Origin of the sequence: Acinetobacter sp. YH12241, assembly GCF_013417535.1 — a bacterium.
Taxonomy (GTDB): Bacteria; Pseudomonadota; Gammaproteobacteria; order Pseudomonadales; family Moraxellaceae; genus Acinetobacter.
On the sequence record NZ_VPDQ01000018.1, the window covers coordinates 1 to 14,743 of the forward strand.

Consider the following 14,743-nt stretch of genomic DNA (forward strand, 5'->3'; position numbering starts at 1 on the left):
TCTCCAGTCAGTGCTTGTCCTGACTGGAGTTGTTTTAAGGCTGTTTCAAAATCAAATGTAGTTGCCATAATGCATCATTCCTGTTTTTAACAGTTTAAGGAAATGACACAGTTTTTTGAACACTACCCAAGAAGACGCGCTTGGGCAAATAAATCTTCTGTAGGCTGCTGAAACACCACGGTCCAGTTAGTGGTAGGAATTTTTGCAAAACCTGCTAGTTCGCTAACTCCCATATCGTTATTTAATTTTATTTTTCCTGAGCTATGTGACTCCATATAAGCTAAACTGGTATTGTGTTGGAATGTTTTTCCAATTCTCTCTCTTTCTGGATGATAAATAATTTTATCTTCTTTATCAAAAACATATAAGTAGCTATTTTTATAACCATAATTTTCGCTTAAAAGTGTCTTTAATAAGGACTCTTCATGTAAATAGATAAACCCTGCAATAAACCCTTGGTATTTATTATTCTGATCAAAGATTGGAAAACTAACCAGGACGACCAGATTACCTTTTAATGAATAATAGGGTGAGGAAATATAAGGCTTCTTTGATTCCAGTGATTTACTAAAGCCCAAAGACCGAATAATCGCAACTTTATCTAATTTCAAGGTTTCAGGCGCATATTCGATGACATGACCATCTGCATCGCTGATCAAAACACTGCTAAAAGAATTAGATTGTTGAATCAATCTATTTAATTCAGCTTTTAATAACTGCTCATTATGAAAATCATTTTTAATAATATTGGCACTGAGGCTTAAATCATTAAATATATTTTTAAAATATAAATCAGAAATAGAAGCAACTTTAGCTGCATACTCATAATTTGTTGCAAGAGAATTATTAATCAGTTGTTGTCGGTGAATTACATTGCTCACAATCAATGTAATTGAAAAAAGAATCACCAGACTTACAAGTAAAAGGATTAAAATCAATTTACGTAAATTAAGTTTGAGTGAAATGAGCAACTTTTGAACACTCATAACTTAATCCCCTGAATCTTTCAGAAATACAAAATGTATACAATATATTTCAATAATTATATTGTGTTATGCAGTCCTCTATTTTAGATGAATAATATTCAGTTTGTAAGCATTTTTGAAGCTTAATCTGTTGCTTATTTTGTAAGCAGAAATGGTTTGGTCCATTTATTGAATATATTTAAAAGATATAGAGAAAAGACTGAGATCAAAAAAAGTGATTAAATGCTGATTTAGTAAAAATTATATTTTTATAATATAAGAAATTTTTATTTAAAAGCCAAATTCCCTATCTAAGCTAATATAATTAAATAGATAATAAATAAAGATTTATTGATTAAAAAGTAATTTCTTAAAAGGTAAATATTTATTTTTCAAAGCCTTCATTATAGGGTGGAAGGTGAGATAAATAAGTGCTCAAAAGGATATGACTTAAATTTGAGCACTTATTTGTTCTAGAAAAAGCTAATTTTCTGATTTTACAGTTATTTTCTCAATGAGAAAAGTTAATTACTCTAAAGTACTTCTTAACATCCAGGCTGTTTTTTCATGCACATCAAGACGTTGCGTGATTAAATCTGCAGTCGGTTGATCGTTGACTTCATCAACAACTTCAAAAAGATTGCGTGCGGTACGAGCTACCGTTTCATGAGCATTTACCAATAAACGCAACATTTCTTGGGCATCTGGTACACCTTCTACTTCTTTAATAGCAGTCAGCTTAACAAATTGCTGGTAAGTGCCGGGTGCGGCAAAGCCTAAGGCCCGGATACGTTCTGCAATCAGATCAAGAGCATTCCACTGTTCGGTATATTGGGTCATAAACATGCTGTGCAGACTATTGAACTGTGGTCCGGTGACATTCCAGTGAAAGTTGTGGGTCATTAAATAGAGGGTATAGCTGTCTGCCAATAATTTAGATAGACCTTCGACGATTTTGGCACGGTCTTCGTAAGAAATACCAATATCAATTTTCATAGCTTTAGCATTTTTTTCTGAAGAGCCCATGTTTTACTCCTTAACAATTTTGTAGAGAGATATCTTTTAAAATAGAAGTTTGCCAGTCATGGCTGAAAAGATAGGAAATCTTGGCAGCATGACCTTTTATATGAAATAGCTTTTTGCCACTATTTATATGTGGAAATAATTTTAAGTACTTCTGAGTTATATAGTTTATAGGACGGAAAAAGATATAAGTTTAGGCATTCTGTATAGCCTGGTGACAGGATTGTAACTGTAAAAAGAAACTAATTTTTGTCCTATAAGAACTCAAAGATCTAGATTGGTTTTTTAAAACTTATTTTCATTTTTAGATGATTAAGCCTTTATTTCATGATTTTATCTTTTAGTAAAAACTATCAGCTTTAAATTTTTCAAACTTTGTGATCGTTACTCGGCAAGAAAACTGTGTGGTTAAGAAAAATAACAGAACTGTGCCTTTATTAAACAAGCCACTACAAAGACTCAGCAATGTATTCGTCAAATCTCGTTATGTTAGGGATACAGACGAAATCAATAAAAAGATTTTCATACTCAGCAACAGCTCACCGCATGCAGATAAAAGTGGAACTTTATTTTTCTGTAAAAACGCCAAGATGTTGAATAAAACTCAAGCGAATTTGAGATAGGCAAAAAAAGACTTCACTAAACTCAAGATCAGCAAGGAAAATGTCATGAAAATTAAGGCGAACAGTCCAGCCACAGGTAAAAATGGTTTAGATAAGCAGAATACCAATAAAAAAAGTGAGCAGCTTGATGCATATCGTAGCGACTCCACCGAACAGACACTGACTACTAACCAAGGTGTTAAGATTTCGGATAACCAGAACAGTCTAAAAGCGGGCGTTCGTGGGGCAACTTTAATGGAGGATTTTATTCTCCGTGAAAAGATTACCCATTTTGATCATGAGCGTATTCCAGAGCGAATTGTGCATGCACGTGGTGTTGGGGCACATGGTTTTTTTGAAGCTTATCCAGGCAATGAAAAATGGACTAAAGCCGGGTTTCTAACCAATACCGGTGCCCAGACTCCAGTCTTTGTTCGATTCTCTACAGTACAAGGTCCTCGCGGTTCAGCAGATACGGTACGTGATATTCGTGGTTTTGCGACTAAGTTTTATACGGATGAAGGTAACTTTGACCTGGTGGCCAACGATGCGCCAGTATTCTTTATTCAGGATGGTATCAAGTTCCCTGATTTTGTCCATGCGTTAAAGCCTGAACCACAAACCGAAATTCCATCAGGCGCATCAGCACATGATACTTTCTGGGACTTTGTTTCTCTTGTGCCTGAATCTGCACATGCGGTGATGTGGGCAATGTCAGATCGTGCTATTCCACGTAATTTACGCTCGATTCAAGGTTTTGGGGTGCATACTTTCCGTTTGATTAATGCTGAAAATAAAGCTGTCTTTGTGAAGTTTCACTGGACGCCTAAACAAGGTCTGACACAGCTGGTATGGGATGAAGCACAAAAACTGGCAGGTAAGGATCCGGATTTCCATCGTCGTGACCTGTATGAAGCGATTGCTTCAGGTAATTACCCGGAATGGGAATTAGGTGTACAGATTGTTCCTGAAGAAGATGAAATGAAATTTGATTTTGACTTGCTGGATGCAACCAAAATCATTCCGGAAGAACTGGTTCCAGTGACTCCAATTGGTCGTATGGTGTTGAACCGTAATGTTGATTATTTCTTCGGTGAAACTGAGCAGGTTGCTTTTTGTCCAGGTCATGTCGTACCAGGCATTGACTTTACCAACGACCCGCTACTACAGGCACGACTGTTCTCTTATACAGATACTCAATTAAGCCGCTTGGGTGGTCCAAACTTCCATCAGATTCCAATCAATAAGCCGGTTTGTCCATTCCATAACAACCAGCGTGATGGTCTGCATCAACGTCTTATTCACACCGGACAGGCCAACTACGAACCAAACTCGATTGATGATAACTGGCCGGCTGAAGCACCAGGTGCGACTCAGGCAGGTGGTTTCGAAAGCTATCAGGAACGTATTGACGGTCATAAAATCCGCCAGCGTAGTGAGTCTTTTAATGATCACTTCACTCATGCCCGTTTATTCTATCAAAGCCAGGCACCACATGAACAGAAGCATATTATTGATGCCTATGTCTTCGAACTGAGTAAAGTACAGCGCCAAAATATCCGTGAACGTGAAGTTCTCGAAGTGCTGTGCAATATCGACTTGACGCTGGCTCAACAGGTCGCGGATCAATTGGGTATTGAAATCCCAGCTGAGAAAAAAGCTGCAAAACTGCCTGATGTTCTGATTTCTAAGCGTCTGTCTTTTGAAGCGTTTAAACCTGCCGATATTAAGGCACGCAAAATCGCGATTCTCGCACATGACAAAGCCAATGAAGCCAGTATCAAAGCTGTACAGGCTTGGGCTGAATCAGAGAGTGCTGTGGCTGATGTGTTAACACCTCGTCCAGGACCAGTTCTGAGCCAGCAAGGTACAGTGATCCCATCTGATGGTATGCAGAAAGCTGAACCGTCAATTGCCTATGATGCTGTGGTTATTGTCGATGGCGATAACTATGACATGGTGCTGAAAGATGGTATCGCGACTCACTATCTGCTTGAGGCTTATAAGCATCTGAAACCGATTGTCTTCTTGGGAGATAAAGGTCAGCTGATTGAAGATCTAAAACTGATTAGTGATGAAGGTACTTTAGCAAATTCTCAATTCGATACTGTGCAAGATAGCTTCAAGACCTTGATCATGAATCACCGTGTTTGGGCGCGTGAATTGATCTCAGAAACTATTCCTGCATAAATACCATGAGAATAGAAGCTTCGGCTTCTATTCTCTATTTCAAGGAATAAAACTTTTATGGCGAGACCAGATCCTAAAAAATTACTGGCACAGATGCAAAATGCGCAATGGAGCAGGGAGCAGGATATTTATCTGATCGAACATAACCATCTACCTATGAGTCAACTTAGAGAACAATTGCCTTTTAGTGAAGAAGAAATTATGGCGCGCCGTAAGGTACTAGGACTAATGACCCGTTTAAAACAGATGAAAAGACTTTTTCCTTAGCTGGCTTTCATCAAATGACCACAATATCGATATTTTTGAGGAAGCACTTTTATGGACCTCAGTTCAATATTAGAAAGATTTAAAAATTCATCATTAGAACCTAAAGAAAATATTCAAATGACTTTGAAGGAACTGGTGCAACTTTCGGATCAGGTTCCTTTTCCTGCATCAGGGGAAACTTTAAAACGCTGGCAAATTTTAAGCCAGATCTCGGCAACCAATTTAAGTCTGGGTAAAATATTTGAGTCGCATCTGGATGCACTCGCAATTCTGCATGAATTAAATATTCCGGCAAATCCTCATCAGCTCTGGGCAGTCTGGGCAGCAGAAGGAGGGCCTCAACCATTGCAGCTGGATGAAGGCAAGCTGACTGGCATCAAAACCTGGTGTTCCGCTTCGAGCTGGGTAGAGTCAGGTTTACTGACGTATCGGGATGAACAAAATCGCTCTCAATTGCTAATTGTAGATATGCAGCAGCCTGGTATTCAGCATGACCATACTATCTGGCAAGCTTTGGGAATGCAGCATACGTCCACGGCTCAACTGGAATTTAATCAGGTCCCTGTCAAAAAAGTTGCCGATCCACATGCTTATCTGGATCGGGTGGGATTCTGGCATGGAGCAGCAGGCGTTGCCGCTTGCTGGTATGGTGCGACAGTAGCTCTTGCTGAATATCTGCAGCAGGAACAGTTAAGAAAACCACATATGTATAAAGCCATGTATCTGGGTGAAATCAGCCGTGATCTTTTAGCTACTCAGGCTTTGTTCTATCGGGTTGCAGAATTGATTGACCAGCAACCTAAATTTCCTCATCAACTTCAGATTCAGGCTTTGCGTGCGCAGGTTGAAGCTACTGCATTAAATGTACTCAACCAGGTTGGAAAAGCGCTTGGCGCATCGCCTTATTGTACCAATTCTTATTTTGCCCAGCTCGCAGCAGATCTGCCGGTATTTATCCGTCAAAGCCATGCTGCTTTTGATCTTGAGCGTATTGGAGAACTAAGCGCACAGGAGGAAGAACTATGGGCACTTTAAAACATGACATTGTTGAAGACCGTGTGATCCATGGGGAGGGGACACGGGTGGAAGAATGGCGTAACTGCGAAATACTGCAACAGATACCAGAATTTAATATTTCCAATGTAATTCCTGCAGATGCCAGAGTCTGTATTATGGCACCGCATCCGGATGATGAAATTCTGGGATGTGGCGGACTGATGCAACGTCTGGATAAACTCGGCTATAAGATTGTACTGTTTGCAGTGACCAATGGTACGGCCAGTCATCCCGGTTCGAGTCTGTATACGCCAGAAGAACTGAACCAGATTCGTCCAGCAGAAACTCGCCAAGCTCTGGAAGAATTGTCCTTAGAACAGCCAGTTCTTCGGATTGCTTTGGATATTCAGGATGGAAAAGTGGCTGAGCAGCGAGACTTGCTCAAACAGCAATTGTATTCATATTTACAGCCTAATGATGTATTGGTCACGACTTTTGTTCATGATGGACATCCAGACCATGAAATAACCGGCCAGGTCGCCCAGCAACTCGCGACTGAGCTACAGTTACCGTATATTCAGGTTCTAATCTGGGCGTGGCACTGGGCCACACCAGGAGATACCCGAATTCCTTGGACGGTTGCGCACAAACTCAGGCTGACAGATGAAGAATTAAAATGTAAAGCCCGAGCTGCACGATGTTTCAAAAGTCAGATTGAGAATGATCCGACGACAGAACAGGCACCGATTGTCCCTGAGCATGCATTAGAGCGTGTTTTACAGCCATGGGAGGTTTATCTGTATGAACAGTAAATCAACTTATGATCATGCCTATTTTGATGCTTTATATGCGTTGAATCAGGGAGATCCATGGCATTATGAACAGCGCTGGTATGAACAGCGTAAACGTCAAATTTGTAAAGCACTCTTGCCCAAACTGCATTTTGAATCTGCCATAGAAATCGGTTGTAGTAATGGCATGCTAAGTCAGGAACTAGCTCCTCATACCGGAGAACTCATCTGTCTGGATGCCAATACGACAGCGATCCGGCTGGCGCAACAACGTCTGCAAGATTATTCTCATGTCAGTTTTGTCCAAGGCGTTGTTCCGGAAGACTTGCCAGAGCGTAAATTCCAGCTAATTGTGCTGAGTGAAGTCTTATATTATCTGGATCAGGCCGCTTTAGAGAAATTGACCCACTGGCTGCAGCACGCTCTTGATGCAGAAGGCTGTATTCTGGCTTGTCACTGGCGGGCACCGATTTCAGGTTTTAGCTTTACTGGTGATGATATTCATGACCATCTAAATACTCACCTGCCTTATAAAAAATGTTCACAACTTCAGGAACCTGATTTTCTGATTGATGTCTGGATGAATAGCCCACAGTCTGTGGCAGAGCAAGAGGGCCTTAAATGAATAAAATTGGCGTGGTTATTCCTGCCTGTAATGAAGAAGCCTATATAGAACGCTGCTTGCTGGCCTTAAAAAAAGCACAATTTGAATTTTATCAATACCTTGGTTCATCAGAAAATATTCCCGAGATTAAGATTTTAGTTGTCTTAGACAGTTGTACCGATCAAACCGCGATCAAAGCGGTGCAACTTGGCATAGAAGTCATTAGTTGTAATTTTCGTTCGGTGGGTAAGACCCGTCATTTAGGAATTCAAAAAGTAATTGAACAAGGATGCGACTGGATCTGTTGTACCGATGCAGATTCATGTGTTCAGGAAGACTGGTTCAAAGTCATGTGGCAGCATCAACCTACTGACGCAATTTGTGGGGTCGTTGAAGTGGACGAATGGAAAAATTTAAGCTTGGAAGCCCGATTGAAATATTTAGACCACTATCAGGACAAAATGGATCATCGCCATATCCATGGTGCAAATTTATGTTTTAAAACAAGTATATATAATGATTTTAATGGGTTTCGCCAGCTAGATTGTCATGAAGATGTCGACTTTGTTCGCCGTTTACAACAGGCAGGAGTCGACATTACTTGGTCCAATCAGTTGAGGGTAGCGACCAGTAGTCGACTACAATCAAAAGTTGCTGAAGGTTTCGCCTGTTTTTTACAAAATCTTGAGTTACAGGAAGCAATGAAAAAAACCGATCAGCGTATACAAATAAAACTATAAAATTATAAATTTTATACAATCAATTACTTGTAAAAAATTTAAAAATTCATCTCTAAAAGCTATTTCATTTAGAAAAATTCTGTTTATAATTCACACAAATTAAGCCCTGCTACTTATATTTTTCAGCTATAAGTCCGCGGGGTTTTTCTATGGATGATCGGTAATGGATGCCTGAGCTCTTTCTTTTGGAATGACAATGTTAAATTCACAGTTAATTTCTCGTCTTCAGTCTCCATCACCGTATCTCTGGCAGAAAATCGCCACTGCACTGTGTTTTTTTAGTCTAGGTTTTAGTACAGCTGCCTGGGCGCCATTAATTCCTTATGCGCAGCAGCGCTTATTACTGAATCATGCTGACTTTGGTTTGCTTTTGCTATGTGCCGGAGTTGGCTCAATGCTGGCAATGCCATTGGCAGGTCGTATGGCAAGTAAGTTTGGCTGCCGTACAGTACTGGCTGTTATTCTGGCTGCATTTCTGTTCATCTTGCCAGCACTAGCGATTAGTCCTACCAGCTTGATGATGGCAATTACCTTGTTTTTCTTTGGTGCCAGTGCAGGCGCTTTGGGGGTAACCGTAAATATTCAGGCTGCCCAGATTGAAAAACTCATGGATAAAAGCTTGATGTCTGGTTTCCATGGCGTATGTAGCTTGGGTGGTCTGGTCGGTGTATTGGGCATGACCACGTTAATGGGATTTGGTCTGGCACCTTTAACTGGCGCACTGGTCGTAAGTGTGATGTTGCTTGTGATTGCGATGCTGGCAATTCCATTCTGCTTAGGTGGTCAGTCATCAACTACAGAAGAAACTAATACAGCTACAGCAAAACCTGCGAAAAAAGCGCTACCAACATTCGCAATTTTAGGTATTGGTCTGATCTGTTTTGTATCCTTCCTGTCTGAAGGTGCAGCAATGGACTGGAGCGGTATTTATCTGGCAACCCAGTTTAACTTACCTGCAGCACATACCGGTTTGGCTTATAGTTTCTTTGCTGGTTTGATGGTGCTTGGACGTTTTAGCGGTCATCTCATTATTCAAAGTTTGGGTGAAAAAACCACTATTTTATTAAGTGCTTTACTGGCTGCAGCAGGCTTATTCATGGTGATCTTTGCACCAGTATGGCAAGTCGTTTTAACTGGTTATGCGATCTTGGGGCTAGGTAGTGCTAACATTGTTCCATTGATGTTCTCTCGTGCAGGCCGTCAAAAAACTATGGCTTCTCATGTAGCATTATCTTATGTATCGGTATTTGCTTATACCGGTTCATTGATCGGACCAGCGCTGGTAGGTTTCGGTAGTGAAATTATTGGCTTGCGTTTAGTATTTACGGTCATCGCAGTTGCTTTAATGAGCATTGTAATCCTGAACCATCTGACTGCCGGTCACAAAGAATCAGAAAAAGCAGAAGGTCTTATTGCCGGCCTAGACCATAAAACACCAGCATAAAGCTGGTGTTTTTTATGGGCTTTTCAGACTTATGCATGCATATTGAACTGGGTCGAGATGCCTTTGGCCACTGGTCGATAAATTCGCAAGCTTTGTGATTTTTTCAGGTCCGACAGGAACTGATCACGCCAGCGAATGATATCGAAATTCTTCAAGCCTTGCTGTAAATAGCGATAACGTTCCAAACGTTCCGACTTCGGCATACGCAAGGCTCTTTTCAAGGCTTTGGCCATACTGTCCTGATCATAAGGATCAACCAGCAAGGCTTCTTTCATTTGCTCGGCAGCCCCAGCATATTTAGACAGAATCAATACGCCTGGATCTAGCGGGTCTTGCGCAGCAATATATTCTTTGGCGACCAGATTCATCCCGTCACGGATTGAATTCACCCAGCAAATATCGGCCTTACGGTAGAGCTGCATCAGGGCTTCATGACCCAAAGTGTCGTAGCTACAGTCAAAAGGCAGCCAGTTTGCATTGCCATGCTGATGGTTTAAATTCTGTACCGCAGCCTGGAACTGTTCATAGAGTTTTTTATAGCTGTTCACATCTAGTCGACATGGGCAGGCAATCTGTAATTGCTGGAACTGATTTTTAAATTCAGGCTGTTCATCCAGCAACTCCTGGAATGCATGAATTTTCTCCAGCAGCCCTTTACTGTAATCAATCCGGTCAACAGAAATGATGGTCTTATGGGCATGTGCTTTATCCAGATCAAAGGGCAGGTCAGTGACTTGGCTCTCAGCAGCCTGCTTCTGAATCTGCGCCGGGTGTACACCGATTGGATAAGCTTTCACATAAATCCGTTTAGACTGATAAGTCAGGATTTCATCATTGCGATGCTGGATATTTAATACCTGTTCCAAGAAGTCAATACAGTTGGCCTGATCGCGTGGAGTTTGCAGACCGATGACATCAAAATCTCCCAGATGTCTGGCCAGTTCCTGATAAGGAGGCAGCGTTTGCCAAAGTTTCAGTTCTGGGAAAGGAATATGCAGGAAGAACCCAATCCGGTTGCGCATGCCTAATTTACGACAGTAATGCGCAACACTCAGAAAATGATAATCATGAATCCAGATGATGTCATGCGGTGAAGCCACCTGTTTCAGGTGTTTGGCAAAACGCAAATTGACATCTTTATAGATTTTAAAATCCTGCGGTTGATATTCGACACGTTGATGCTGGTCATGCATTAACGGCCATAAGGCATTATTAGAAAAGCCGCAATAATAACCCTGGTACTGGGCTTCGCTTAGTGCACTGGTATGATATTCCACATTCTGATGTTTCAGAATCTGAAATTTCTGTTCCTTGTTATGGTCAACTCTGGAGCCATTCCATCCAACCCAGATACCGCCTATATCTTGCAATGCATCCTGCAATGCAACAGCCAATCCACCAGCCTTCATACTTTCTGGGTTAGGTAGATTCACACGGTTTGATAACACAATGAGTTTAGACATGTGATTTCTCCAATCGTTGTTGTTCTTGTACTTCGATTACATTTAAAAATTCTTTCAGGAAGGCCTGAACTTGAGAGACATTTTCCAGTCTGTACCGTGCTACGGTCTGGCCAGGGCCTACTTTGATTGAGCAGCCGTGCAGGGCATTGATGACCTTGAATCCGGCTTCATCGGTCAGGTCATCACCGATAAACATGGGATAATGATCAGTGAGATGGTATTGCTGAATAATCTGTTGAATCGCTGAACCTTTATTGGCGCCTTTGGGCACCAGTTCAAAAACATACTTGCCAGCTTTTAACTCAAAGTTGGAAAACTGGTTGAGACATTCCAGCGCAAAGGCATGTACGCGATCTTCCAGTTGAGGATGTTCACGAAAATGTAGCGCAACAGAATAATCTTTAACCTCGATCCGTAAATCAGGGATTTGAACTGCCTGTTCCTGAATATATTGTTTTAGGGCTTGTAGCTGCGGCTTATTTAAAGAGATTAATGTCTTTAAATCAGCTTGATAGATTAATTCCAGACCATGTGATCCAGCGATATTCCATTGCAGAGGATGAATAAGTCTTTGTGCTTGTAAAATAGAACGACCCGTAACTAATATCAGCTGGATATATTGTTGTAAATTTTCCAATATATTTATAATTTCAGGTTGAATTATACTTTTATCTGGATCTGGGTGAAATTCAGAGATTGTTCCGTCAATATCAAGAAATAAAACAACCTGATTTGAGTCCATATTCAGGTTGCAATCATTTAAAATCATCTTTGGCGATATATAAAAAGATGAGCTAGATGAATCTTCTAAATCTTGTTCCCTATGTATGCCTGACATAAATCCACCTAAGTACATGATATAAAATAGATTAAAATTTAGAGTTAAACTGTGTGATTTTTAATCTAATTAGTTTTATAACATATTCTATTTTTTAAAATGGCTTTAGGCGCAGAAAAGAAACACTTTTGACATGTAAAGTTACTTTGTAAAATTTGGAAATATTCAGCAGAAAAAGTTGATATTCTTTGTATATTTGTAAAATAATTTTTCAGTGATTTTTAATATATTAATAATGATATTTAAGGTTATGCATATTAAGTGATTGAGTAATTTTGAGTGCTATAAATAAGACTCTTTTGATTATTTAATGTAAAAAAATGGTTTTGATTTATATTTCTAGAAATTAATTCATTAGCTTTCTATTAAATAATAGGTATTAAATTGGAAATATTTAAAAACACATTTAATATAAAATATAAATATAGCGCAGCCTATTAATTTTTTATTAAAGCCAGTTTTGAAAGGAAGGATAAATTATAAAATCTTGGTGCTACATAGAAGAGAGAGGGTTATATCGTTGAGAGACTAGGTGTAGACATAACCCCATAAAGAGGAGAGCAGAGTGCTTATAGCTCTCTCCAGACATCGTTCTCATCTTTCAATGGAATAGTAAAGTTAAAGTCATCATCATTACTGACTAAAAGACTGGTAGGGGTTTGCATCAAAACTTTTAAAACAGTACCAGCTTCAAAAATAATCGGGTGACAGTTTTCCTTTTCCAAGGTCACTGGCTTAAGTAATTCAATCACAGAACTTTCCATATTTTTATTCCCAAATATTGATACTTCGCTGTTTTTTAATCTTAACATGATTTTTGCACATTTAACTAATTTTTGAAAAACCGAGACATAAGTCAACAAGTCGGTCAATTTTTCTTAAAAAGCGCTTAAGTCAGTAAATTAAAGGGATAGAGATTAAGATTTAATTTTCAAACGATTTGTGTTTCTTAAACTCGAATATTTTCAGTTTATTTACCGACGAAAAGAAGAGAAGGAGACAAACGGCCCCAAATAGTAAATCTAGCGCAAAATCTACTTGTCACTTTTTGACAGGCCAGTCATGATCTCCTCCATTCTATTGCGTACGTTATGCGCTAGTATTAAAGCAAGAATCATATAATCTGATATCAATTTGGCTTTAGCGATTTTGTGTTTGTATGTAATTTTTTACATTGAATTGCAAATTTATGCTGCAGTTCGTTGAAAGTCTGAAAATAAGAATAAACTGTGCGTCATTTGGATGACCCGTACATCTATAAGGAGAATTAAGCCCCAATGTTTAAGTCATTTTTTCCACAACCAGTGTGGTTCTTTAGTAGTCTGGTACTGTGGTTTCTGATCAATCTTGGCCTTTGGCATAGTGGTGGATCAGGCTGGGGTGTCTATTTGGGTATGACCGAAGGTTATCATGATCTTAAAATGCCGATAGGAATCAGCCGCTTCTGGGCGCCAAAATTTCTCTGGTTTTATCTCTGGTTTTTTGTGAGTACCGCGATATTCGCTACCTTCTGGTATTTTAAAGCGAAACATCCCTGGCAGCGCTGGTCTGTATGGGGCTCGGCCTTTATCCTGTTCAATATCTGGTTTGGGGTGCAGGTTAATGTCGTCTTAAATGAATGGTATAGTCCATTCTATGACCAGATCCAGAATATGCTCACGCAAGGAGGCGGAGATGTCAGCCTACTATATCAAGGTGCATTGACCTTTATTTATATTGCCATGGTCTATGTCACGCTGGCGGTGTTTAACCTGTTCTTTGTCAGCCATTATGTATTCCGTTGGCGTACGGCGATGAATGACTACTATACGGCGCATTGGGAAAAGTTACGTCATATTGAAGGGGCATCACAGCGTATTCAGGAAGATACCATGCGTTTTGCCAAAACTACGGAACAGCTGAGTGTCTCACTTATTGAATCTCTGATGCTATTAATGGCATTCCTGCCAATTCTGTATGAGTTATCGAGTCATGTAAAAGTACTGCCCATTGTCGGTGAAATACCGCATGCATTAATGTGGGCGTCGATCGGATGGGCAGTTCTGGGAACTGTGATTTTAATGATTGTCGGAATGAAACTCCCTGGACTGGAATTCAATAATCAGAAAGTTGAAGCGGCTTATCGTAAAGAGCTGGTTTATGGTGAAGATTATGCTGATCGTGCTCACCCGCTTACCTTGCAAGAACTGTTTAGTCGGGTACGTACGAATTATTTCCGTTTGTATTTCCACTATGCCTATTTCAATATGGTTCGTATCTGGTATCTACAACTGGACAATATTTACGGATTATTTATTTTGTTTCCAAGTATTGCCGCGGGTGCGATTACACTGGGTTTGATGATGCAGATCCTGAATGTGTTCGGTAAAGTTCGTGAATCCTTCCAATATCTGATTTTATCCTGGCCTACGATTATTGAATTGCTCTCCATCTATAAACGTTTGAAAGCATTTGAATCCCATCTCGATTAATTTTTTTCTTCTATTCCTAGACAATTTTAAAAGCCAGATCATTATAGGTCTGGCTTTTTTATTGATTAATTTTTATTCAAAATCAAATTGAAAATTACGATCTGGAGAGGTGCGAAGAAATTAGGATGAATAGCACTAAAACATCCCAATATTAGGGTATCCAAGCTATTTTTTCTTGTCTAGAATTTTAAAGGCCAGCCAGGGTGGTGTTTAATTTCCAATAATATGGCGTATAAAAATAATTAGTGTACGTAAAGGAAATTATTCAAATTATAATTTCATTCAGACAGCGATAGAGAGCATAATTGCCGTTATCATCCATGATAATAATATCTCTAATTTTTGTTGA

Annotated in this window: 13 protein-coding genes; 8 read left to right on the forward strand and 5 right to left on the reverse strand. The window is 39.7% G+C overall.

Annotated features, from left to right (window positions below):
- Positions 1–122: 122 nt before the first annotated feature.
- Positions 123–986: a cache domain-containing protein gene (locus FTV18_RS10705; RefSeq protein ID WP_257218591.1), complete on the reverse strand. Its 864-nt coding sequence runs from the start codon at positions 984–986 to the stop codon at positions 123–125.
- A 507-nt stretch (positions 987–1,493) separates the two neighbouring features.
- Positions 1,494–1,991, reverse strand: a complete 498-nt coding sequence (locus FTV18_RS10710; RefSeq protein WP_004783133.1) for a Dps family protein — start codon at positions 1,989–1,991, stop codon at positions 1,494–1,496.
- A gap of 665 nt (positions 1,992–2,656) precedes the next feature.
- On the opposite strand from FTV18_RS10710, the gene katE reads away from it, so the two are divergent.
- The 7 genes from katE to FTV18_RS10745 all read left to right on the forward strand — a co-directional run bounded on the left by katE (position 2,657) and on the right by FTV18_RS10745 (position 9,622).
- Positions 2,657–4,780 (forward strand): catalase HPII, encoded by a 2,124-nt coding sequence (katE, locus tag FTV18_RS10715; protein ID WP_125279290.1) that lies wholly within the window; start codon positions 2,657–2,659, stop codon positions 4,778–4,780.
- A gap of 57 nt (positions 4,781–4,837) precedes the next feature.
- Positions 4,838–5,047, forward strand: a complete 210-nt coding sequence (locus FTV18_RS10720; RefSeq protein ID WP_034705508.1) for a hypothetical protein — start codon at positions 4,838–4,840, stop codon at positions 5,045–5,047.
- Between the two features lie 51 nt (positions 5,048–5,098).
- Complete coding sequence (locus tag FTV18_RS10725) at positions 5,099–6,082, forward strand: acyl-CoA dehydrogenase (protein WP_180017969.1); 984 nt, start codon at positions 5,099–5,101, stop codon at positions 6,080–6,082.
- Positions 6,070–6,855 carry a PIG-L deacetylase family protein gene (locus FTV18_RS10730; RefSeq protein ID WP_180017967.1) on the forward strand — a complete coding sequence of 262 codons (786 nt, stop codon included), beginning with the start codon at positions 6,070–6,072 and terminating at the stop codon, positions 6,853–6,855. The genes FTV18_RS10725 and FTV18_RS10730 overlap by 13 nt, the downstream gene beginning before the upstream one ends.
- The gene (locus tag FTV18_RS10735) at positions 6,845–7,459 is read left to right on the forward strand and encodes a class I SAM-dependent methyltransferase (protein WP_159122866.1); all 615 of its coding nucleotides are present in this window, start codon (positions 6,845–6,847) and stop codon (positions 7,457–7,459) included. Before FTV18_RS10730 ends, FTV18_RS10735 begins: the two co-directional genes overlap by 11 nt.
- Entirely contained in the window at positions 7,456–8,178 is a 723-nt protein-coding gene (locus tag FTV18_RS10740) for a glycosyltransferase family 2 protein (protein ID WP_180017965.1), read from the forward strand. Before FTV18_RS10735 ends, FTV18_RS10740 begins: the two co-directional genes overlap by 4 nt.
- A gap of 196 nt (positions 8,179–8,374) precedes the next feature.
- Complete coding sequence (locus FTV18_RS10745) at positions 8,375–9,622, forward strand: MFS transporter (protein ID WP_180017963.1); 1,248 nt, start codon at positions 8,375–8,377, stop codon at positions 9,620–9,622.
- A 29-nt stretch (positions 9,623–9,651) separates the two neighbouring features.
- On the opposite strand, the gene FTV18_RS10750 is transcribed toward FTV18_RS10745, so the two are convergent.
- The 3 genes from FTV18_RS10750 to FTV18_RS10760 all read right to left on the reverse strand — a co-directional run bounded on the left by FTV18_RS10750 (position 9,652) and on the right by FTV18_RS10760 (position 12,687).
- Positions 9,652–11,085 carry a trehalose-6-phosphate synthase gene (locus tag FTV18_RS10750; RefSeq protein WP_180017960.1) on the reverse strand — a complete coding sequence of 478 codons (1,434 nt, stop codon included), beginning with the start codon at positions 11,083–11,085 and terminating at the stop codon, positions 9,652–9,654.
- The gene (gene otsB / locus FTV18_RS10755) at positions 11,078–11,923 is read right to left on the reverse strand and encodes a trehalose-phosphatase (RefSeq protein ID WP_180017958.1); all 846 of its coding nucleotides are present in this window, start codon (positions 11,921–11,923) and stop codon (positions 11,078–11,080) included. Before otsB ends, FTV18_RS10750 begins: the two co-directional genes overlap by 8 nt.
- Before the next feature lie 569 nt (positions 11,924–12,492).
- Positions 12,493–12,687: a hypothetical protein gene (locus tag FTV18_RS10760; RefSeq protein WP_125279298.1), complete on the reverse strand. Its 195-nt coding sequence runs from the start codon at positions 12,685–12,687 to the stop codon at positions 12,493–12,495.
- Between the two features lie 513 nt (positions 12,688–13,200).
- On the opposite strand from FTV18_RS10760, the gene sbmA reads away from it, so the two are divergent.
- Positions 13,201–14,394: a peptide antibiotic transporter SbmA gene (gene sbmA / locus FTV18_RS10765; protein WP_179993171.1), complete on the forward strand. Its 1,194-nt coding sequence runs from the start codon at positions 13,201–13,203 to the stop codon at positions 14,392–14,394.
- The last annotated feature ends 349 nt before the right edge of the window (positions 14,395–14,743 follow it).